Origin of the sequence: Cyanobium sp. L1E-Cus (assembly GCF_024345755.1) — a bacterium.
In the GTDB taxonomy this organism is placed as follows: domain Bacteria; phylum Cyanobacteriota; class Cyanobacteriia; order PCC-6307; family Cyanobiaceae; genus Cyanobium_A; species Cyanobium_A usitatum.
This window is the reverse complement of the sequence record NZ_JAGQBS010000004.1, coordinates 17,214-37,196: the sequence shown is the minus strand read 5'-3', so window position 1 is coordinate 37,196 and position 19,983 is coordinate 17,214. Positions and strand designations below refer to the sequence as shown.

At 62.0% G+C, this 19,983-nt stretch carries 26 protein-coding genes; 7 read left to right on the top strand and 19 right to left on the bottom strand.

What is annotated here, in order from left to right:
* Positions 1-48: 48 nt before the first annotated feature.
* From KBZ22_RS04725 to KBZ22_RS04715, 3 genes are read right to left on the bottom strand one after another with little or no spacing between them, the layout of a single operon-like run.
* On the bottom strand, positions 49-1,506 hold the full coding sequence (locus tag KBZ22_RS04725; RefSeq protein WP_255021235.1) for a helix-turn-helix domain-containing protein: 1,458 nt from the start codon (positions 1,504-1,506) through the stop codon (positions 49-51).
* A 10-nt stretch (positions 1,507-1,516) separates the two neighbouring features.
* Complete coding sequence (pglX, locus tag KBZ22_RS04720) at positions 1,517-5,026, bottom strand: BREX-1 system adenine-specific DNA-methyltransferase PglX (protein WP_255021385.1); 3,510 nt, start codon at positions 5,024-5,026, stop codon at positions 1,517-1,519.
* A complete protein-coding gene (locus tag KBZ22_RS04715) occupies positions 5,011-5,220 on the bottom strand; it encodes a hypothetical protein (protein WP_255021394.1) in 210 nt (69 codons plus the stop codon). The genes pglX and KBZ22_RS04715 overlap by 16 nt, the downstream gene beginning before the upstream one ends.
* A gap of 117 nt (positions 5,221-5,337) precedes the next feature.
* Between KBZ22_RS04715 and KBZ22_RS04710 the strand changes: the two genes are divergently transcribed.
* Positions 5,338-5,778 (top strand): EamA family transporter, encoded by a 441-nt coding sequence (locus KBZ22_RS04710; RefSeq protein ID WP_255021234.1) that lies wholly within the window; start codon positions 5,338-5,340, stop codon positions 5,776-5,778.
* Positions 5,779-5,877: 99 nt separating this feature from the next.
* On the opposite strand, the gene KBZ22_RS04705 is transcribed toward KBZ22_RS04710, so the two are convergent.
* The 5 genes from KBZ22_RS04705 to KBZ22_RS04685 all read right to left on the bottom strand — a co-directional run bounded on the left by KBZ22_RS04705 (position 5,878) and on the right by KBZ22_RS04685 (position 12,383).
* Positions 5,878-6,882: a nucleotidyl transferase AbiEii/AbiGii toxin family protein gene (locus tag KBZ22_RS04705; RefSeq protein ID WP_255021233.1), complete on the bottom strand. Its 1,005-nt coding sequence runs from the start codon at positions 6,880-6,882 to the stop codon at positions 5,878-5,880.
* Positions 6,818-7,321 carry a DUF6088 family protein gene (locus tag KBZ22_RS04700; RefSeq protein ID WP_255021232.1) on the bottom strand — a complete coding sequence of 168 codons (504 nt, stop codon included), beginning with the start codon at positions 7,319-7,321 and terminating at the stop codon, positions 6,818-6,820. Before KBZ22_RS04700 ends, KBZ22_RS04705 begins: the two co-directional genes overlap by 65 nt.
* A 177-nt stretch (positions 7,322-7,498) precedes the next feature.
* Positions 7,499-10,999, bottom strand: a complete 3,501-nt coding sequence (brxC, locus tag KBZ22_RS04695) for a BREX system P-loop protein BrxC (RefSeq protein WP_255021231.1) — start codon at positions 10,997-10,999, stop codon at positions 7,499-7,501.
* A complete protein-coding gene (locus KBZ22_RS04690) occupies positions 10,999-11,607 on the bottom strand; it encodes a DUF1788 domain-containing protein (RefSeq protein WP_255021230.1) in 609 nt (202 codons plus the stop codon). The genes brxC and KBZ22_RS04690 overlap by 1 nt, the downstream gene beginning before the upstream one ends.
* Positions 11,604-12,383, bottom strand: a complete 780-nt coding sequence (locus KBZ22_RS04685; protein WP_255021229.1) for a BrxA family protein — start codon at positions 12,381-12,383, stop codon at positions 11,604-11,606. Before KBZ22_RS04685 ends, KBZ22_RS04690 begins: the two co-directional genes overlap by 4 nt.
* A 255-nt stretch (positions 12,384-12,638) precedes the next feature.
* Between KBZ22_RS04685 and KBZ22_RS04680 the strand changes: the two genes are divergently transcribed.
* Together KBZ22_RS04680 and KBZ22_RS04675 are read left to right on the top strand one after the other, a co-directional pair.
* Positions 12,639-13,061, top strand: a complete 423-nt coding sequence (locus KBZ22_RS04680) for a hypothetical protein (protein ID WP_255021228.1) — start codon at positions 12,639-12,641, stop codon at positions 13,059-13,061.
* 41 nt (positions 13,062-13,102) lie between these two features.
* The gene (locus KBZ22_RS04675) at positions 13,103-13,528 is read left to right on the top strand and encodes a DUF1810 domain-containing protein (protein ID WP_255021227.1); all 426 of its coding nucleotides are present in this window, start codon (positions 13,103-13,105) and stop codon (positions 13,526-13,528) included.
* 94 nt (positions 13,529-13,622) lie between these two features.
* On the opposite strand, the gene KBZ22_RS04670 is transcribed toward KBZ22_RS04675, so the two are convergent.
* Entirely contained in the window at positions 13,623-13,823 is a 201-nt protein-coding gene (locus KBZ22_RS04670; protein ID WP_255021226.1) for a Nif11 family protein, read from the bottom strand.
* Positions 13,824-14,019: 196 nt separating this feature from the next.
* On the opposite strand from KBZ22_RS04670, the gene KBZ22_RS04665 reads away from it, so the two are divergent.
* The 3 genes from KBZ22_RS04665 to KBZ22_RS04655 all read left to right on the top strand — a co-directional run bounded on the left by KBZ22_RS04665 (position 14,020) and on the right by KBZ22_RS04655 (position 15,734).
* On the top strand, positions 14,020-14,391 hold the full coding sequence (locus tag KBZ22_RS04665; protein WP_255021225.1) for a hypothetical protein: 372 nt from the start codon (positions 14,020-14,022) through the stop codon (positions 14,389-14,391).
* Positions 14,392-14,481: 90 nt separating this feature from the next.
* Positions 14,482-15,027: a hypothetical protein gene (locus tag KBZ22_RS04660; RefSeq protein WP_255021224.1), complete on the top strand. Its 546-nt coding sequence runs from the start codon at positions 14,482-14,484 to the stop codon at positions 15,025-15,027.
* A complete protein-coding gene (locus KBZ22_RS04655) occupies positions 15,024-15,734 on the top strand; it encodes a nucleotidyl transferase AbiEii/AbiGii toxin family protein (protein WP_255021223.1) in 711 nt (236 codons plus the stop codon). Before KBZ22_RS04660 ends, KBZ22_RS04655 begins: the two co-directional genes overlap by 4 nt.
* A gap of 226 nt (positions 15,735-15,960) precedes the next feature.
* Here the strand turns inward: KBZ22_RS04655 and KBZ22_RS04650 are convergent, their stop codons facing one another.
* From KBZ22_RS04650 to KBZ22_RS04635, 4 genes are all read right to left on the bottom strand, one after another.
* Positions 15,961-16,176, bottom strand: coding sequence for a hypothetical protein (locus KBZ22_RS04650; RefSeq protein WP_255021222.1), 216 nt, complete (start codon positions 16,174-16,176; stop codon positions 15,961-15,963).
* Positions 16,177-16,297: 121 nt separating this feature from the next.
* The gene (locus KBZ22_RS04645) at positions 16,298-16,699 is read right to left on the bottom strand and encodes a putative toxin-antitoxin system toxin component, PIN family (RefSeq protein WP_255021221.1); all 402 of its coding nucleotides are present in this window, start codon (positions 16,697-16,699) and stop codon (positions 16,298-16,300) included.
* 5 nt (positions 16,700-16,704) lie between these two features.
* A complete protein-coding gene (locus tag KBZ22_RS04640) occupies positions 16,705-16,926 on the bottom strand; it encodes a ribbon-helix-helix domain-containing protein (RefSeq protein ID WP_255021220.1) in 222 nt (73 codons plus the stop codon).
* 99 nt (positions 16,927-17,025) lie between these two features.
* Positions 17,026-17,220: a hypothetical protein gene (locus tag KBZ22_RS04635; protein WP_255021219.1), complete on the bottom strand. Its 195-nt coding sequence runs from the start codon at positions 17,218-17,220 to the stop codon at positions 17,026-17,028.
* 201 nt (positions 17,221-17,421) lie between these two features.
* Between KBZ22_RS04635 and KBZ22_RS04630 the strand changes: the two genes are divergently transcribed.
* Complete coding sequence (locus KBZ22_RS04630) at positions 17,422-17,706, top strand: hypothetical protein (RefSeq protein WP_255021218.1); 285 nt, start codon at positions 17,422-17,424, stop codon at positions 17,704-17,706.
* A gap of 51 nt (positions 17,707-17,757) precedes the next feature.
* Here the strand turns inward: KBZ22_RS04630 and KBZ22_RS04625 are convergent, their stop codons facing one another.
* The 6 genes from KBZ22_RS04625 to KBZ22_RS04600 all read right to left on the bottom strand — a co-directional run bounded on the left by KBZ22_RS04625 (position 17,758) and on the right by KBZ22_RS04600 (position 19,913).
* The gene (locus tag KBZ22_RS04625) at positions 17,758-18,147 is read right to left on the bottom strand and encodes a DUF5615 family PIN-like protein (protein ID WP_255021217.1); all 390 of its coding nucleotides are present in this window, start codon (positions 18,145-18,147) and stop codon (positions 17,758-17,760) included.
* Positions 18,147-18,374: a DUF433 domain-containing protein gene (locus KBZ22_RS04620; RefSeq protein WP_255021216.1), complete on the bottom strand. Its 228-nt coding sequence runs from the start codon at positions 18,372-18,374 to the stop codon at positions 18,147-18,149. Before KBZ22_RS04620 ends, KBZ22_RS04625 begins: the two co-directional genes overlap by 1 nt.
* 4 nt (positions 18,375-18,378) lie before the next feature.
* On the bottom strand, positions 18,379-18,621 hold the full coding sequence (locus tag KBZ22_RS04615; protein ID WP_255021215.1) for a DUF433 domain-containing protein: 243 nt from the start codon (positions 18,619-18,621) through the stop codon (positions 18,379-18,381).
* A gap of 116 nt (positions 18,622-18,737) precedes the next feature.
* The gene (locus KBZ22_RS04610; protein ID WP_255021214.1) at positions 18,738-19,085 is read right to left on the bottom strand and encodes a nucleotidyltransferase domain-containing protein; all 348 of its coding nucleotides are present in this window, start codon (positions 19,083-19,085) and stop codon (positions 18,738-18,740) included.
* Positions 19,086-19,195: 110 nt separating this feature from the next.
* Complete coding sequence (locus tag KBZ22_RS04605) at positions 19,196-19,576, bottom strand: HEPN domain-containing protein (RefSeq protein ID WP_255021213.1); 381 nt, start codon at positions 19,574-19,576, stop codon at positions 19,196-19,198.
* Complete coding sequence (locus KBZ22_RS04600; protein WP_255021212.1) at positions 19,563-19,913, bottom strand: nucleotidyltransferase domain-containing protein; 351 nt, start codon at positions 19,911-19,913, stop codon at positions 19,563-19,565. Before KBZ22_RS04600 ends, KBZ22_RS04605 begins: the two co-directional genes overlap by 14 nt.
* Positions 19,914-19,983 lie beyond the last annotated feature (70 nt).

The following is a 19,983-nucleotide window of genomic DNA, read 5'->3' as shown; positions in this document are numbered from 1 at the left end:
TTGAAATCTCAATAAACGCACATTACCAGGATTCTTAATGAATGGCTTTTATTGAGAATCCGACTGAAAGGGGCGGAGCTGGTATTTCTGCAGCCGGCTGTTTGGGATATCCGGCAAGGTGTAGCCGATCTCGTCGCGATCCAGGAGCTGGCGGATCGTGCGGTTGAGTGCCCCGGAGACGGAATCTCGCCCAAGGGCATGGGCAATTTCAGACTTGCTCAAGGGCCCGTCGGCCAGGGCTTGGAGCACGAAGTGGGCGAGTCTGCCCTCCGCCAGCGACTCTGCCCCTGACTCTGCCCTTGACTCTGCCCCTGACTCTGCCCCCCTGGGCCGACTCTGCTTCTGGGCTGGGGAGCTGGCTTGGGCTAGGGGCAGAGTCACCCGAAAACGCAGGCCCACCTCTTCAAACAGGGGTGGCGGCAGGTGTTGGCTGGCGGCTTCCTCCAGGATCACAGGGATACCACTGCCCCACTGCTCGATCAGGCCGAGTTCGCGGAACACGCGACTGATGACGCGATTACGCAGGCGGCTGATCCCGCGCGGGAGGTCGTCGAGGCTCAGGCCAGGGATCAGCACACCTGGGTTTTCAATTTCGATTCGGTCGTCGAAGTAGGCAACGCGAATCGGTGCGCCGCGCTGGGAGTAATCGGAATGCACCAGCGCATTGGTGAGGGCTTCCCGCAGGCTGGCCAGGGGAATGCTCCAACGATCCACGCGCCGCAGCTCCTGGAAATCGGCCGAACGCACAGCGTGCTTCTTGAGGAAGACCAGGGCTTGATCCAACGCTTGCGGCAGGGGGGCCTGGATGTCGAGCTGATCAAAGATCCCGGCCTTGGTGGTGCCCACAAAGCGCGCGCACTGGAGCCAGGCATCGGGAAACCAGCGCTGGCGATCCTGGCCGAAGAGCAGCATCCCGCCAACGGTGGGAACATCACGGCCCTGAGCGGTGGTAAGCACACGCAGGCTGTGCAGCTCCTGGTCGCTGATCGATCGGATGCCCTCAAAGGCCGCCGTAATCGCATCGCGATCCAGATCATCGACAGAGAGCTCCGCGATGGGCTGCTCATCAAAGGCTGCGCCACTCACACTGCGGCGCAGCTCCTCGATCAAGGCGGAATCAGCCTGGCGATTGGTGGACCCCAGGCGCACGAAAACACCCTGGTCGGGGCCTTGCTTGATCAGGTGATGGGGCCTCTGACTGCTGGGGAACACCTCCACCAGCAGCAGGTTCAGATCGCCATGGGCCACCAATTCCACATTCGGCACCAGGCGCGGTGCGATGCCATCGGCGATCAGGTTGCAGAGCTGCTCCTCGGCCTGCAACGGCTCTGGCAGGCCGATCACCTCTCTGCTGGCATCGGCCACCCCGATCAACACCAGGCCACCGGCACTGTTGGCGAAGGCCACCAGGGTCTTGAGAAGGTTCAGGGGTGAGGAGAGATCGCGCTTGCACTCGAAGGTCTTGCCCTCGGGGGTGGTGAGCAACTCGGCAATGGATCTCTGCATGGCGATGGCCTCACTCCTCCTTCGCCGCCAGCCCCGGAATCGGCGCCAGCACGTCCTGGAGCTTGAGGTAGTTGACCTTGACGCCGTCATCGAGATCGAGCTCGATGCGTTGCTGGGCCAGGGGCAGCAGGGAATCCTGTTCCCAGGCCTGGCAGTCCTTGAGCACCTTGGTGATTTTTTCGGCTTCCTTGCGGGCAGCGGTGCGCTCGCGGGTGGGGAGGGCGTCGTTGAGTTGATCGAGGCCGAGCTGGGCTTGGCGGGCTTCCAGTTTCTGCAGGTAGGGGCGGAAGTAGTTGTTGAGCACCAGGTTGAGGGTGTCTTTGGTGTAGCGGTGCAGATAGATCAGGCAAGCGAAGCCACCCCTTGAAGGGCCAGCGGGGCTCTGCACCAGCCAGTAGATCGGGCGTTTTTTGTAGGTTTGCAGGTGATCTTTGTAGAAGTCTGTGCAGAAGTATTTGCGGAGGTCTTTGCCGAGGGATGTTTCGATGAAGGCCAGATCGGTGTTGAGGGAGCTGGCGGGGAAGCAGACGCGCAGGAACTCGCGGCTGCGGGCGACGATGTCGTCTTCAAACCACTCGCCATCGAGCACGGGGATGATGCCGTCGCGGTCGGGTTGGAAGCTGAGGTCGCCAGTGCTTTTGCCGACTTTGGCGACGTAGTTCTCCAACGTGTCGCCGGCATTGGCGAGGATCAGGCCGGGGTGATCGAGGCTGTAGCGGCCCATCATGCAGCCGGTGGCATACGACAAAAATTCCTTGATTGTGTCCTGGCGGAAGCGATTCCAAAGTTCGTCTTCGCTGAGATTGCCGCCGTAGCGATAGGCCGGGTTCACCGTGAGGGTGATCTGCTCGATCGGCACCTCGGGAGTGAGTTCGTCCTGGAGGCCGTAGGCGTCGATGAAGAGGCGGTTGTTCTCCTCCTCCAATCGCTTCATCTCGGCGATGGTTTGTTTGTTGTTGGTAATCCAGGCGGTGTAGCTGGATTCGAGGGTGGGATTGGAGTCGGTTGAGGCTGATAGGAGGGAGAGGGATTGGAAGTCCCAGGAGCGTTCGTAAGCGTCCCAGTCAATTCGCATATGATCAACGCATTCTTTTGCTATTGATGTTGCGGCTTCTGCCTCTACGTCCATGACAGGCAGCCTGCCAAGGCTTGTAATCCTGTAGTCAATTGTTGGGCTTACCACCTGAAGAAGTCGGTCAACAACAGAGGAATTGAGAAAAGCGAGAATCGTATTTATTTCGTCCCTAGCGCAGAATATCGAAGGCGATGTCGAATCATATATCATGCCTTTTGAATTATATCGCATGGCAAATAAGCCGGAGGTTATCCGACTCCAGGACAAGCTTTGCTGAAAGTAGCTCTGTGGACTTCTAATCACGCTTTCTTTGGAGGATCGGAGTTGCCTGCCATCATCAGCCCATAAAACGATATATTGGTGGTTGCCGTACCACCTTCTATACGCTCCGCCTTTGTTGTGAGGAGCCCATCGATTTTCAAATCGTTCCCCAGGCTCAGACGCAAAGCAAATTAATTCAGCTGAGACCTCTTGCCACAGTCTAAGATAGAGATCATTATTGCCAGTGGTCAGCCCTTCTCGCAACTTGGCCAAGGAGGAGAGATGCATGCCTCTATTGAAAGAGCCCCTTGTGGCATCAGATATCCAATATGCCATCGGATGGCCTGGAATACGCAAAAAGTCTTCCTGATAGGCCTCGTAAAACCAACCACAATTTTTGCTTGAGATGGCCTCGATTGTTCTTGGGGCTTGATTCTCTGCGCCAGGCTTGTCGGTAAGTCGAACGTATGAAGACAAATAAGTATTAATACAGTTGGTCGTCATAACGAAGGTGCATACGTGAGCCTTTGCGTCTGCAAATGCGTCGTAGTGCAACTGGATCAGTGAGCGTATTGTGTTTTTATCAATTAAGTTTTTGCGCATATTTTCAAAAGACTTAATGAACATCCAAACGAAAGATGTCATTACCCCAACTCTTGCATTCTGTCGAGCAAAAATGGTCATCCTAAGAATCATGGATGAAAAAAGATCCTTGTCGTATCCGCTATATTTGGCCCTTAAGTACGTCTTGAGCTGCGAATTCATCCCATTATTCCCCATATAAGGCGGATTAGCCACCACCGCGTCATACCGCGCCGCCAAAAACTCAGCCTGCCGCACCAGCGGCTCCAAAGTCTTCAACGCCTCCGCCACAAGCATGCCCTGCCCCTTAAGCTCACTCAACCGCCTCAACGCCGGCAACTTCTCCGCCAACACATCAGGCACCTGAATCAACGAACCAAAGGTGGTGGCGTGTTCAAACAGCTGTTTCAGCTCCACAAGGTCCGCCAGCTTCAGGCCATGGTCGGCAAGGTTGATGGCATTGGCCAACGCCTCCACATCCAGCCCATCACTGTTCACCAGCGCCATCACATTGAGCTGGATGCCGCGCTCAAACAGGCGCCGATCATCACCCCGGCCCTTCATCATCAGCGCAAAGCTGGTCAGCTGAGCCGCCCGTTCGTCGATGTCGAGGCCAAACAGATTTTTCTCCAGAATCAGCTGCGGAATCTCCCGTTGTTGGTAGCCGCGCTCCAGATAGATCGCCTTGAACAGCTCATAGGCTTCCACCAAAATATGGCCCGATCCGCAGGCCGGATCGATCAGGGTGAGCTCTTCGGGGTTGAGCGCCTCCGGCGTGATAGCCGCCAGCTGGGCTTTCACCTCATCGGTCTGCTCGGCGGGCTCGATGTAGTACTCCATCTGGCCCTTGAGCGCAGAAGCCGGATAGGTGGCCAGCCACTGCGCCCCCAGAGAGTTCTGCACCATGTATTTCACGATCCAGTTGGGCGTGAACAGCTGGGTGGCGGCCGGAATGTCCTCGGATTTCACCACCTTGCCGATCACCTGATCTTTCTTTTCGGAGATATAGAACTGATACAACCAGCCGATGATTTCCACATCCTCGCAATCGCTGTCGCTGATCTGACTGCGAAAGCCGCCGGCAATCGAGCCATCACTGAGCAGATCGTCCGGTAGCAACAATTCGCTGGCATCATCCAGCCCTTCAAACAGATTCGGCAGCAGCTGGTGATAGGAGCGGCACACCGCCAGGATCAATTCGCGATACACCTCCCCCTGGGGATCGGCGCCGGCCTGGGCCGTGGGGATCCGGCCATCGAGCAGGCCCTGCAAGCGCGCCTCATCCGTGTGGGGCTGCAGTTCAGCGGGCAGGCTGCCGCTGCGCAGCAGTTTTAGTAATTCGGGCTGGGTTTCTGACTCCGTCTGCGGCATCAACACCCTGGCGCCAAAGGGATGCCAGAGCCGGGCATCGAGATAGCGCAGCGCCGCCAGGCGATTGAACCAGCTGTAGGCCACCCGCTCCAGCAGCTCATGGCGATTGGTAGCCTCCTGCTGCCGCAGCTCCTCGATCGGCCCGGCGGCGGTGGTCAGCGTGTCGGCGCTGGCCTGGTGCAGCAGCAGGTCTAGCTTGCGGCCCACCGCCTCGATCAGCTGCCGCCGCATCGCCGGGGCGAAGGTTTTGAGGGCGGCGGTGTTGACGGGCATTGATGGGTTAGTTGGTCGAAGGCATGGGCCGGCAGGGCCTGGCGCTCGGCCTCTGCTCCTGCGCTGCTCCAGCTCTTAACAGTAGGTGCCGCGGCATCAGCAGCGATGCCGCTGCCCCCCCCACCACGATCTCGCCGCCCGATCGCCGCCAATATCGCCGTAATCGTCTAGGCTTCAGTTGCTTAAAATGAGAGAAACAGAGTTGCGCAAAAGCGACAATTAGCATTCAACCCGTTATAACACCACTACTGCCAAGCACATTATTCTGAATGAGCCCAATCCCCGCCCTGCCGCTTTGGTTTATATGGGCTTTTTTATCTGCGCTTTTTGCAACTGCATCTGCAGTATTTGGCAAGATTGGACTCGAGAGTGTCGATGCGGATCTGGCCACTCTAATCCGCACCATTGTTATAGCTATTTTTCTGCCATTGCTCATTTTAGCAACTGGAAAATTAAGCAGTCCTTTTGCACTATCCCAGCAAACTTGGCTATTCATTGTAATTTCGGCCCTAGCTAGTGGCTTGTCCTCGTTCTGCTTTTTTAGGGCCCTGAAGCAAGGCGATGCTTCTTTGGTCGTGCCGGTTGATAGGCTAAGCCTCTTGATGGTGGCTTTGGTAGGAATTGTTTTTCTTGGTGAACGCCCTACCGTGATTGGCTGGGCAGGCTTGCTGTTGGTAGCTGGGGGCGGAATACTTTTTTCGTTTGCGTAGTTTCCAAGCCGTTCTGTGTCATTCGGCATGGCAGCAGCAGATCCAGCTTGCGGCCCACCGCCTCCAACAGCTGCCGCCGCATCGCCGGGGCAAAGGTTTTCAGAGCTGCGGTGTTGACGGGCATGGAGTGGCGGATGGGGGCGGATCCAAACCCCGCAGTAAACGCGCAGCCAATGCCACAAAGCCAGCGCGGGCCTCCGCGAATGGCACCGGTTCGCCCCAAACAAGCTCGCTCACAAACCGTTCGTACAGCTCCGCCACCTCAGCGCTGGTCTGGAGCTGTGCCAGCGCCTGCTGCAAGCGCTCACTTGGATTGGCGCCAAAGATTGAATCCTGGCGGCCGAATTTCGCCTGATCGCCGGCCACGATCTTGGTGAAGAGGTAGCTCTGCAACTCCTGAGCCTCAGGGTCAGAAGGCACCACCTCCAGCAGCTGGTGCACGTCGTACAAGTGGCGCACCAGCATGTCGTCGTCGGGGTCACGCTCTGCCTGCTCCTGCCAGCCTGCGGTGCGGCGCAGGAATGACACGACCTTCTCCGCCAGGGTTTCCTGCAGCAGCACCCCCTGATGCTCCACCACCTGCGCGTCCAACTCCATGAACTCCGCCAGTAGCGGTCTTACTTGTACCGGGACAGGATCCAGCAATGGCGTGTGGGCGGTGAAGTCGAGACGCAGTTCCGCCCGCAGTGCCGGCACCAGCGGGAATTGCGGCAGGTAGCCGATGGAGAAGCAGAAATAGCGGTTTTCGTTGAGGGTCACGATGCCTGCTTCTGGTAGGTCAAAATCCGCAGCCCGCATCGTTTCCGCCAGTTCTTTGCGACAAGCGCTGAGCTTGCGGCGGGCCTGGCTGCGGCTCCAGGAGGTAGGCAGCGCCAGCTTGAAATCGATGTCTTCCGACATCCGCTGGATCACACCGTGGCCCTTGCTCAGCGAGGTGCCGCCGCAGAACACCGCTTGAATCTCACCCCAGTCGAAGGCGGCGAGCATCCCCAGCACTTCGGTGATCAGCAGATCCTTCTCAAGGATCGAGGGATCCAGGTCACACAGGCCGCGTTGATCGGCTTCTTCGACGGCGCCACGCTGGGCGGGTGAGATCGTTTTCATACTCCACCACTCGCTTGCCGATCTGCAGGCGGCGGCTGATGCGCCGCTTGCCGGTGTCGAACGTGGTGCGCCAGGGCACCTGGGTGGTGAGCCGCTCGTTGTAGCGGCGCTGCGCTGCCCCCAACTGCCAAGGGATGCCCAGCCGATCGAAGGTTTCGGCTGCCAACGCGCCCAGCGGCTGGCGAGCCATCGGTATGCCCGAAATCGGCCCAGGCGCTGCTTTGGCGTATACGCCCGTGCCAATCTTCACCAGCTTGCCCTCGGCCACCAGTTGCTTGAGCGCCCGGCTGACCTGGGCCGGGCTGCCGAAGTTCACCAGATCGCGCCGCAGCACTACCTCGCCACTGCGCGCGGCGATCGATCGCTGCAGCCGCTCTTTCACGCTGAGCGAACGCAGGCTGGCTTGCTTGGTAGAGAGAGTGGCGAGAGGAGTTGCCACAGCTTAAGTTTGGGCTGCAGAGCATGCTCATCGTAATCCAGTCCGCAAGCCATGGCGGCCGATGGCGTTGAGCCGGGTTGCTGGGGCTCGAGGAGGGCGCAGGCCAGGGAGCATGGTCTTACTTAAAAGTTTTTAGGTTACGAGTCACTCCCTGATGGGGCCTGAGTTCTGGGCGGGTCACAGGCTGATCCTGTGGCCTTGATCCAGCTCGACCTGCGCTGCTGCTCGCAGCGATTCCAGCCACTGCTGCAGCTCCTGGCTGTTGGTGATCTGGCTCAGCGGGCAGTTCACCTTCAGGGCAGAAGCCGGCACCACCTTGATCAGTTCAGGCGTTGGTCTGTCCGGCGGCGCCACCAAGGCCGCCATCCGCTCCAGCTGTTTGGGCACCTCCTCAGCGCGGTAGCGGCTCACCCGCAGCAAGGCCCGTCCTGGCTGGCTCGCTGCCTCCACATCGGTTTTGGCCGCTGCCGTCGCTGCCAGCACCTGCTCCTGTTGGCTGGTGTCGAGGTTCTGGAAATCTTCCGTTGCCTTCAGCCGGCCTTCCTGCTCGCTGATCTCCTCCAGCGCCTTGGCCTTGGCCGCCGCCAGTCGCTCGCCCAGCTGCTTTTTCAGTTCGACTATCGCGCTTTTGGCCTGGGGGATCAGGCCGCCGGCATAGGGCTTGTCGCTCTCCAGCAGCATTCGCAGCGGCCTCACCTGTTCGGCCGGCAGATCGGCAAACTCGTCGCCATAGCGCAGCTCAAAGGCCCGCACTTCGTCGAACACCGTCTTCTGGTTGCCGTTGAGGAACTGCTTCAGGGGAGTGATCAGGTCTTCCTCCGCATCCAGCCAGCTGTCCTTGAAGCTGTCCAGCTGGTTAAGCAGGTAGCCGTCGTCCTTTTTGGCCATTGCTTCTGCCTGTTCGGCCCAGGGCTTCACAGCGGCCAGGAAGGGATAGCTGGCGGCTTGGGCTGCGATCTCCCGCAGGTCCTGGGCTTCTTCTGCCATCGCCATGCGGAAGGCTTCGCAGGTGCTGCGGGCATCGGTGCCGAGGCTCTGCGTGTTGAACAGCTCCTGGTGGAAGCGCTTGAGCGCATTCACCGTGCTGGTGTCGTACACCTCCTGCTTGCGCACGCTCACGCCGCCTAGCTTGCGGCTGTTGGTGAGCGCCTCAATCACCTCCACGCTGCTGAGCAGCTCCTTCTCCCGCAGCTCCAGCTTCCCGAGCCGGTAGAGCCGCGCAATAAAGGTGAGGGTGGCCCAGTTGCTCCAGCCATAGGGGCGCCCCTCAAACTTGCGCACCAGCGCATCTGCGCTCAGCCGCTCGGCTTGATTTTTGCTCCTTTCCACCTCCACCAGCACTTCCTGCTCTGCCTCTGACAGCTGCACCGCCAGGCCATCAAGCAGGTCGTCCTGGTCGCGCACCACCGCCGCCACGGTGGTCTCGTTGAAGGCCCCGTGCACCATCTTCAGCTTGGGGAAGGCCGAGCGGATCAGCTCCTGGTAGGCCTTGCTGAAACGGGTCTTGGGGTCACCTTCTCCCACCGAGAGGGTCTGGCCATTCACCACCAGAACGGCCAGGCGTAGTTGCTCTTCCGCTAGCCGGGTGATCTCCTGGCGGCGGCTGCCGTTCTGCTTGGCCCGGATCGCCAAGATGGCGTTGAGGGTTTCGTCTTCGCTGCCGCTGTTCTGGCGGATGTAAAGGTCGGTTTTGAGCTGGCTGCGGATCTGATCGAGCAGCCGCTCCTTGCCCGGCAACACCGCCATCAATTCGGTGCCACCCATGTTGCGGCTGTGCAGGATCGCCTCGCTGCCGTAGTTGGGGTGCTCTGGGGTCACCAGGTTCACCACCACATCGCCCTCCTTGCCCTTGATCAAGCCGTCGTCGATCTTCTGGGCAAAGGAGTAGTCGTTGCCGTTGTCGGCAAAACGGATCTTGTTGCTTTGCAGTACGTCGTCAAACACGATCCGGTGCAGCGCCTTGATCACTTCTGAATCCGATACCTCGGTGCGCTTGATCTCCTGCTCGACATCCTTTTCCTTATCGGTGAGGAACTCGTAGATCTCGCCGCTGCGCTGCAGGTAGCTCTGGCTCTCCAGGTTGATCAGGGCATCTTTCACCGCCTGCTCATGGGCGCGAATGTCGAAACTGGGCTCGCTGATTAACAAGATGGCGATATTGCGCGCCGTGCTCTTGAACTGCGGCACCCACTTCAAAAGGAACAGCGCCTTGAGGATGCGCAGCTCCAGCTCGCCCACTTGGTTTTGGGCGGTCACCATCGTCTGCTTCTTATCGCCTCGGATCACCTCATTGATGCCGTCATAAAGCTGGTCAAAGCTGGCCAGCCGCCCCACCGGCAGCTCCTTGATGGCCATCGCCACCTGCTGAAACACCGAGAGCATTGAGCGCTCACCCACCGCCATGTTGCGGCCCTCAAAAATGCTGTGGGTCGCCAGGCTCTGGATCGCCTGCTGGAACAGGCTCAGCTGGTAGGGGTGGAAGGGGTAAAGACCGCAGAAGCTCTGGCAGTCGCTCCAGCCCTTGAGCTGAATCGAGCCATCACTGAAGCGAAACAGGGTGGTGAAGTTCTCCCTCTCCTGCTCGTAGATTTTGATCAGCTGCTCCGGTTCATCCGGGGTCTTGGCCAGCAAACGCCGCTGGATCACCTCCTGCACATCGGCGCTGGCCAGGGTGAGCTTGGTCTTGAAGCGACCCTGGATCTTGCTCAGGTCATCGGCCTGCTCAAACTTCACCTGGCCCAGGATTCCCTCCAGGTCGGCCTGGGAGGTGATGAACACGGTGGCCCGCCCATCGGTGGCGGTGGCCAGGCTTTCCACCACGGTCTGCAGGTTGAGCAGCCGGCTGCGTTCTTGGCCGATGAACTGGCCCGCCTCATCGACAAAGAAGTTGAGCCGGAAGCCAGGTGGCTGGCTAGCTAGGTACTCCTTCACCCGGCCAGCGAAGCCATCGATAGAAAGGCGGTAGCTGTCCTTGGCGTCATTAATCACCTTGATGGCGTCGTCTTCGCTGCCGCCGAACTGCTCGGCATAGGCCTTAGCGAAGCTGCGCTTGGTCACCGTGGCTAGCGCATCACGGTCGTTATCCCAGCTGCGGCCGTTTACCCGTTCGTAGGTCTGCTTAAAGGCCTCGAACTGGCCGCGCTTGTTGAGGTCGTGCTCGAACTGGGCCACGTAGCCCTGGTTGCCGTAATAGCCCTGCAGCTCGTTGAGCACCTTCATGAACACCTCGAGGATCGGTGCCTCGTGGGTGCCGCCGATGCCATCGAACTTCTGATCGATGTTGAACAGCAGGCTGCGCGCCGGGATCGCAGTTGCCTTTTTCAGGTCGGCGCGGAGGATCTCGTCCTCCACCTTTGGCAGCAGGATCTCAACCGGCCGTTTGCTCTGCTCGCCCGGCTGTTCGGAGGAGACGCGTTTGTCGCCATCCAGCATCAGCGAGAGCATCTTCAGCAGGTGCGACTTACCCGAGCCAAAGAACCCCGAGATCCACACCCCATTCGCGGTGGGGTTGTGCAGGTAGGCATCGATGAAGGCACCCAGGCCCTTGCTCACCTCCCGAGTGATCACGTACTCGTCGAGTTCGACCTGCAGATGCCGCTCGTCATCGGCCTTGATCACCCCATCGATCGGGCGATCAACCGGCTTGGAGAAGAGCCCTTGAATGGTTTTGGCAGTCATCAGCTCTTGATGTCGAAGTAGTCGAGGTTGGTGGCGCGGTAATGCGGGTTTTCGATCTTGCTGGCGGTCGTAGTGCCAAACAGACGCAGCCAGGAACCGCCGTCGGCGTCCTGGGAGTACTCGCCGGGAAAGAAAATCACCACCGGGTGGCGCACCATCGCCGGCTGCAGTGCTTCGAGAATCGTGTGAGTACGCAGGAACGGATATACCCGGCCTGAACCAGTGATCAGGCTGATCTGGCTGTCATCGCCCAGCGCCTCCATCAGCTTTGGCACCAGCGCTGCAGTGGGTTCGGCCACGTTCTGCAGGGTGTCAAATAGGTCGCTCTTGCTCCAGCCGGCCTCCTCCTGCAGCACCACATCGAGGTAGCCCTTGGCCTCCAGCAGCTGCAGCACCAGCTCAAAGAGGTCCACCTGCTTCACCCGCAGGCCCTGCTTGCGCAGGAACTGTTCAGCCCCCTTCACTACCACCCGCAACTGGTCTTCATCAGCGGGGCTGTAGGTCTGAATGAAGATCGGCACCTCCTTGGCCACGCCGCGCATCTCCAGGAAATCGGGGCGGGTGAGCACTTCCTGCAGGCGCTTGTCGAGGCCGGTGACGCTGCTCATGCTTTCGCCCTCTGGGCTGGCGCGGCCTTTTTGGCTGCAGGCTTGGCGGCCGCCTTGGGTTTGGCTGCTGGTTTTGAAGCAGCCTTCGCCTTCGGCTTAGCGGAGGCGTGCACTGCAGGTTTCGCCACTGGCTTGGATGCCGTCTCTGGCGAGGTCGCTGGCTTCCGGCTTTTGGCGGGCATGGCCGGAGCGTGCAGCAAGAATCCAGCCAGCAGCGCCGGGTCGTCGCTGGCCACCACGTCTTGCACCTGCGGCGAGAGAAGCGGCCGCTGCACCGTGCCAAGCGTTCCCCCTTTACCCGCCTTGCCGCTCAGGAGGCCGGCATCCCTGAGCATCTGCAGGAGCGCTGATCGCACCTTCTGCTGAGAGGAAGGTGCTAGAGCCGTCAGCTCTGGGTGATCCCGCTCGCAGTCCTCGTAGAAGGCCGCCATGTCTGAACGGCGCAGTACCGGATCCAGGCTGCTGAGCTTGCCCATCAATACCTCGCGCGTCAGGTCGGCCGCGATCTCAATGCGCTTCAGCACCGCCAGCCATGCCATCGCATTGCGTTCATCGCTCGTTCCTCGTGCCAGCAGCTGCAGCTGGGGGCCAGTGAGGTATTGCAGCCGCTGACGCAGCTCCGTTTCCAGCACCTTGCTGCTCCTGGCCGAGCGGGCCTGCAGGGCGTTGTGTTCCAGCACGGCGGCCTTGGTGCGGTTCCAGTCGCCTTCTTCCGCGTAGATGCCAGCAATCACAGCTGCCAGATCAGGCCGCAGGCCGGCAGCGGTGAAGCTCAAGCAGTAGCGCGGCGCCCCCTGGGCTGCTCTCGCCAATGGAACGCCCCTGCTTCCCTGTAGGGATCTTGGCACTACCGACGCCATAGAGCACGACAACCCCAGTCCTGATCAGGATTCTCAACAAAAACTAAGGGATTGAGCCGAATCCCCCGGCCGGCCCCATGCGAAACACCGGATCTATGCATCTAGTGCATGGGATCTGGCCCCGGAGATCCAATCCTGGGGGCCTAATCTGAACTCCGTGCTCAGCCAGCCATGGATTCCGACGACCAGGCCAAGGAGCGTCAACTCGCCATCACGATCGTCCAGGCCACGTCAGCGAGTGATCGGGTGGTTCTCCAGCAATGGATCACTCAGCTGCTGGTGCTCAAAGATGCGCCCCTGGGGAAGCTGGAGAAAGCCAAGAAGGCCATTGCCATCACAGCTTCCAGCAAAGCCGCTGTAACCGCCGCAAAGCTGGTGATGCAGCACATCAAGCGTGTGGCTTGGGATGAGCGATCCACAGCGGCAAGGTTCGGCATGGGGGGTGTAGCGATTGGCCTGGCGGCCTTTGGCTCCCAGGGAGCAGGCGTAGCTGCACTTGGTACCGCTGTCGGAGTGCCGCTCTGGGTGATCTCAGGAGCCGGTGCCTCCATGGCAGGTGTTCTGCTCGAGGAGTTGAAGCGGAATAAGGGCTGACCGCTGACTCCTTCACGCTTGGTCAGCCTGCATCTGCCCATATGGCTGATTGCTCCAGCTTCCTTGCGGCCCAGAACACCGGCAGCCCCAGCGCCTACGACCGCGCCCTGGCCGAACTGCGCGACGGGCGCAAACGCAGCCACTGGATCTGGTTCGTGCTGCCCCAGCTGGCCGGCCTCGGCCGCTCGGCAATGGCCCAGCGCTATGGCATTGCAGACCTGGATGTAGCCCGCACCTACCTGGCCGACCCGTTGCTGCGGCAGCGGCTGGAGGCAGTGATCGGCGTGATCGACGAGCAGCTCCGAAAGCTCGGCCAGAGCCTGGAGCACCTGATGGGAAGCGGCCTCGATGCCGCCAAGACGGTGAGCAGCCTCACCCTGTTTGAAGCCGCTGGGCTGGATAGCGCAGGAGCACTCCTGGATCAGATCGGGCGGCGCTGTGAGCGGACGCTGGAGCGGCTCAGCTGAATGCAGCGTCGCTGGCGGCTCTTCCGCCGTTGTTCGCGAGAGAGCCTGGTACCTCTGGCTCAGCCGGAGAGATCCCCGACGACTGAAAGCCCAACTACCCGCCAGCCTGCTGCGCGCCCGCCTCCGCCTGCTCCTCCTGCCAAGCCCGCTGCAGGTCGATGCGGGTGATGCGGTAGCCCAAGCGCCGTGCCGCCAGGATCAGCTCCTTGCGCGAGCGGCAGTGGCGCAAGGCTCGCTGCAGATCGCCCTGGGTTTCGGCGTCCTCCACCAGGCGTTCCAGTTCGCTCCAGCTCATCGCGCACGTCCCGGGCTCTGCTCCGACCATGACAACGGCGGGGCCAGTGCGCCACGTTCCGCCGGGCACACAGCAGAGCGACAGGTGCAGACCTGTGGGTGGGCTTGCTCCGGGCCTCTCCAGTCTGAGGCCCTCCTGATGTCGGGCCTCCGCTGGGATCGGTCCCGTCGCTGCGCCGCACCCGGCGCCGATCGCCATGGTTGTCACCCCCACGCGCCCATTGCTGGCCGCTGCTGCGCTGCAGCGGATCGGCCGGCCCCAGGAGGATCCCGTCCTGCTGCTCGAGGCCGCCCTGCGGGCGGTGCAGGCGCTGATGGAGGAGCGCGGTCCGCGGATGTGGCGGCGCTGCTGGATTGATCAGCCCTATCAGCGCGAGGAGCGCGAGCTGATCCGCACCGAGCTGCTGCCGCCCCTGATCCGCTCCCTAAAGGAGTTGGCGGAGATCGATCTGCTGTTGATCCGCAGGCAGCCGCTGCAGCGCTCGCTGCGGGTGGAGTGGCGGCGCGCCGAGCAGCTGCAGGGTCTGCTGGATGGCCTGGGCTGTGGTGGTGTGGAGCGCGGCGGCTGAGCCGCGCCACAACCTGGAGCCGGACCGGGCCAGCCAGACAGGAGAGCGCTATATTCGCTATTCGCGAATGCCGAATGGCCTGGTGCGACCGTGGCCCGCTCACACTCCAATCCCCAGCTCGTGCTGCGCCCACAGGATCTGGTGGTGCTCCTGCGTCTAGCTCTGGAGCCAGGTGCAGCGCCCACCTATGCGGCCCTCGGCGCGGAACTGGGCCTGACGGCTTCGGAAGCCCATGCGGCGGTGGAGCGTGCCGTGGCCGCCAGGCTGGCGATCAAGGATGAGGCTGGCAAGCCCTCCGTTGCCCGCGCCGCCCTGAAAGCCTTCGTGCAGCACGGGGCTCGCTACTGCTTTCCCGCCACCCTGGGGGCACTCAGTCGCGGGGTTCCCACCGCCTACGCCGCCTACCCCCTCAACGAGCAGATCCGGCCGAGCGGCGACCCACCACCGGTGTGGCCTTGGAAGAAGGGAACAGCCCGCGGCATCGCCTTCCATCCGCTCTATCCCAGCGTTCCCGAGGCGGCAGAGCGCAACCCGGCCCTTGGGGAGCTGCTGGCCCTGTTCGACGCGGTGCGTGGCGGCAGTGCCCGTGAACAGGCCCTGGCGCTGTCCCTGCTGGAGGAGCGGTTGCAGCCATGAATCCCAACGAGCCCAATGTCGTCCTGCTGGAGCGGGTCGCTGAGCAGTTGGGCCGGGCGCTGCTCGAGCAATTGGTGTTTGTTGGCGGCGCCGTGGCCGGTGTGCTGATCACGGATCCGGCTCTGCCGGAGATCCGGCCCACCCAGGATGTTGATGTGATCTGCAGCGTGATCGCCAGGTCCGACTATCACGAGCTGGGGAGGCAACTGCGGCAGCGGGGTTTTCAGGAGGACAGCCGACCAGGCGCTCCCCTCTGTCGATGGTGCATCAACGACCTCATTCTCGACCTGATGCCAGCCCAGATCGAGATCCTGGGCTTCTCCAATCGTTGGTATCCCCTCGCCCTGGAGACCGCCCAGCTCCAAGGGCTGCCGAGCGGGCGCTCGATCCGGGTCGTGACGGCACCCGTGTTCCTGGCCACCAAGCTGGAGGCCTTCCACGGACGCGGGAAGGGTGATTACCTCTTCAGCCACGATCTGGAAGACCTGATGGCGGTGGTGGACGGTCGTGCCTCACTGCTGGAGGAATGCAGGCTCAGTCCGCCTGAGTTGCGGAACGATCTCGCGGCACAATTCCGCGATCTGTTGAATACCCCCGCCTTTCTGGAGGCACTGCCAGCCTTTCTGCCGCCCGATCAGGCCAGTCAGCAGCGACTGCCTGATGTACTGATGGTGCTTCAGGCGATCACCGCTCTGGCTGAGCCTTGACTCCCTAATGAAGGCCTGTGCAGTTGGATCCTCCGGTGCGATGGATTCAGCCAAGGTCTGGTTCTGGAAACAGAGAGAGCTCGGCAGTGGCAAGCGCCTCCCTTGTGGAAGCTGATCGCGTGCTGCTGCGATCTGATAGCCGATGAAGGTGACTCTGTCCGAGAGGGAGTGGTGGAGGCGTTGGCGTTGGCCTGGAGCGCGGGAGGCAGAGCCTCCCGCCGGTGGCTCAGATCACCGAGACGGTGGTGCCAAATCGCCCCTGGAACCTGCGGGCCAGAGCAAAGGCTTTCTCGGCAGGGATCAGGCGCAGCTTCTTGAGCGGCTTGCCGCGGCGACCCATCGGGGTGGTGATGCGCTCATGGCCAAAGGCCTTGATGCCATCCGGATAGGTGTGGAGCACCAGGGTGCGGATCTCGCAGCAGGGAGCGGTGGGGTGTGCCATGGGGGAGGAAGGCGTGGAACACCCGACCGAGGCCCGCTGGGAGGGTCCCGCCGTCCCCCATGGAACAGACCACCTGCGGACGCGGAGGAACCGGACGCTGGCTGCTGAACGGCAAGGCTGCTCAGTCTGAGCTGCGCAACCGCTCCCAACAGCCCCGCGGGTTGACGATCGGCAGTGGCGGCTGGATGCAGGCCAGGACGCCTTGATCCCCCGTCACAAACAGATCTGCATCCACAAGGACGGCGCTGGCCACCACCCATTCGTCATCGGGATCCACCAGGCCCAGATGCAGGGTCTGGGCAGGCCAGGGGGCCACCGGCTGGTCGCGCAGAAATGCCTGGATGGCTGCGATCTGCGGAGCAGGTAAACGGCCCTTACGGCTGAGCACGTCTTGCAGTTCTGTGAGCACCACCTCGCTGGTCACGAGGGTGTGCTCGATCAGCACGAGGCGAAATAGATCGGCGCAGAAACCACGTGCCAGGAAGGCGCTGACCAGAACGTTGGTATCCAGGAAAACGCGCACGCCGCTCAGGACACGGTGGCAAACACGTCCTCGTCCGTGAGCCAGCCCGTCGCCTCCCCGTAGGGCAGTGCCTGGCTGCGCAGGCGCTCAAAGCGCATCAACTGGAGCTGTCGCCGGAGTGCATCACGCACGATCTCGCCGCGGGAGCGCCCGGTTGCGGCACAGGCGGCATCGAGCTCCAGGTCCAGCTCCTGATCGAGACGGATGGTCAGTGAGCGGTTGTTCATAGACCCCTCTCCATGCACCACATTGTAGTGCCGCGACCCACAGGTCGTCCCCCCGGTGGGCGCGATCGAGGTTGCGGACGGCGACCATGGCAACAGCGGCTAGGCCAGACGGCGGTCAACCTCACGGTGTTTCTCGAGCACCCTCTGAGCGGCAGCCACCAGGTCAGTCGATGGCTGGGCATGCAGGTCGCGAACGGCTGCCGCCGCAAGCTCCGTCGCGCTGACCCCAAGGCACTTGGCAGCTGCCGTCAAAGCCTGCTCCTGCTGCTGCTTCAGGCGGATGGCGAGGGACACGGCGACGCCCAGGAACGCAGCGGCTTGCCACTGGCATCGCCGGCCACAAGCTTGTCGACGCACCGTCAGATGCGCTGCGCCGGGCCCCTCCAGGCTCGCCCCTGGGCGAGGGCTGACGCGAGGCGCCGCGGGCGGCGCCCCTTGCCGGGCGGGGCGTGCCCTGCGGTGTCCCGTCGCTGCGCCGGAAGGCGTCAGTTCGTCATGGCTACACACGCTGTTTGTTACGCGCCAGAGGATCCGATCGCCCTGGTGGAGTCCTGCTATCGGGCGCTGCAGTGGCTGCTGGCCACCCGCACCACCCGCGGGCTGCTGATCCCCAGGCCCTGGATCGATCACCCCTACGGGGAGGAGGAGATCACCCTGCTCGAAGAGGAGCTGCTGCCGGCAATGGCGCTATTCCACGCCCGGGTGGATGCGATCGATCGCGCCATCGAGGCCGATCAGGAGGCCGTGGTGCGGGCCCTGGCTGCTGCCGCGAGTCGCTGAAGCTCAGGCCGGCCGGTGGCCGGCCTTGTCTGTTGCTTCCCGGTCAGATCGTCAACGATTGGATGGGTCACCCACATGAAGCGGCAGGATTCGTACACGTTGACGCCGTTCATCAGCAACCACGAGAGCACCTTGCAGGAGTTCTTCGCGGTAGTTGTCTAGAAGGCGGATAACCAGCTCACCGATCACCTCAGGAAGCACGTTCATACAACGCACCTGTAGAACACTGGGCCCATCTGCTCCGCTCAGGGCAAGCATCGTGCCGAAGTCCAAATCGTGGGTGAACACCACTGCGCCATGGTGACGAGCCCAAAGCATCAGCTCCTGATCAGGCGCTCGCGGGTTCCCGACCTCCGACCAATGCACAGCCTCATGGCCGGCTGTCTTGAGAAGAAGAATCCATTCGGTCGAGAGATTCATATCGACCAGAAGGCGCAGCATCACTTCAGGACCAGAGCCTCCTCCCGCTCTTCTAACCGCCAGGCGGCATAGGCCAGGGCCTCATCAACGTCGCCAGCTTCCAGGAGTGGATAGGCCGTCAGAATTCGGTCACGGGTGGCGCCACTGGCCACCAACCCCACAATTGTTCCGACGCTGATGCGCATCCCTCGAATACAGGGCTTGCCGCCCATCACAGCGGGATCGTGCGTGATGCGGGAGAAGGTCATGTGTTTAGCGTATGCACCCCAGCTGGGTGGATCCGCCGACGTGCTCGAGCACAAGGCGCGCTTGCTCGCTCGTCACCCCAGGGAACAGCTCCACCAACTCAGCCAACGACACGCCGTCCTCGAGGTTCTGAAACAGTGCCGCCACAGGGATCCGCGTGCCGCGGAACACCCAGGCGCCGCTGACGCGCTGGGGATCCTGCTCCACAGCAGGGCATTCAGCCCAGTCCGTCCAGCTTGGTGTCGGCATGGCAGACGCCGCGGCTCTGCTCCAAGCGTAGGCAGGGTTCTGGGCTCGGGTGTCTGCCTGCTCCGCCAGGTCCCTCTCCTTGAGGAGGAGCAGCAATCCGCAGTAGCCCCTCCGCCTCAGAGAGGGCCATGCAGCAGCTTCCCCTCGCGGTAAGCACGGCCGATCACATGGCTGCGCCAGTGGCGCCTGGCCTCGCATTCGCTCTGGGAATAGAGGAGTAGATCGAGGGAGACATCGGCCTGGCTCAGCTCATCCCAGAGGGCATTGAGCACCTCGAAGCGGTGGTGATCCTCCAGCCAGCGATCGGGCGCTGTGATCAGCAGATCGATGTCGGAATCCGGCCCTGTCTGTTCGCGGGCCCGGGAACCGAACAAACGCACCTCGCAGCCGGGGATGGCGCGTTGGATCACGGCTGCCATCGCTGGCAGCCGCTCCTCGATCGATGATGCGCTGACCGTCGTCATGAGGTCATCCTGGCTGGTGCGGAATGCTGCGCCAGGCCCCCCTCGATCCAGCGCTGGTGGGCTCAGGTGGTGATCAGTCCAGCGATGGCGCTCTGGGCCGGCGGAACGAATCAGGGAATGCGCCGCTGAAGATCAGCCTGAAGGTCTTCCAGCAGCTCCAGCAGTCGGCTCCGTTCCGCCGGGAGAGGAGTGGGGTCTGCGTCGTAGCGAGCCAGAACGGCGAAATCATCGAGCTCGAGCAGTTCCGGCGCCAGGAGCACACTTTCCCCGCAGGCCTCGAGCTCCTGGAGCAGACGTTGCAGGGAATGGCTTCTGGGGGGTTCCTGGTTGTGGATGACCAGGAGAGCTTTGAGTGCTTTCTCGAGCGTCTGTTGAGCCAGAAAGCCCCAGTCCTCATCTGCGAAGACAGCAGGGTTCAACGTGCCCCTGAGGCTGCCGAGATGGCGTTCCACCAGCCGCAGCAGCAGGCGCGCGTCTTCAGCCGGCGTCATCGAGGATCTCTCCCTCCCGCAGCGCCCTGGCGACCACATGCCAACGGGAACCGGCGAGGTCGCGGGCATCCTGCTCACCCACCACCACAAGATCCACGCCCACCTTCAGGGGCAGGGGGCGTAATGCCGCCCGCAACGAACGCAGAGCCAGCTGCCGCTCCTGTGGCGTGAGCGTGGGCTGGGGCATCACCACCAGCAGATCAATGTCGGAATCAGGCCGGGCGTCCCCACGGGCCCGAGAGCCGAACAACACCAGCCGGCTTGGCTTGGGTTGCAAACCGCTCAGGGCGGTCTTGACCGCCTGCAGGTCGGAGCCGCTCGAGCTGATCGTAGTCATGGGCTGACGTTAGGCCCTCTGCTCAGGTTGCGTTCGCGGTGGTGGCTGTGGGTCTGGCTCTGCGACCAAA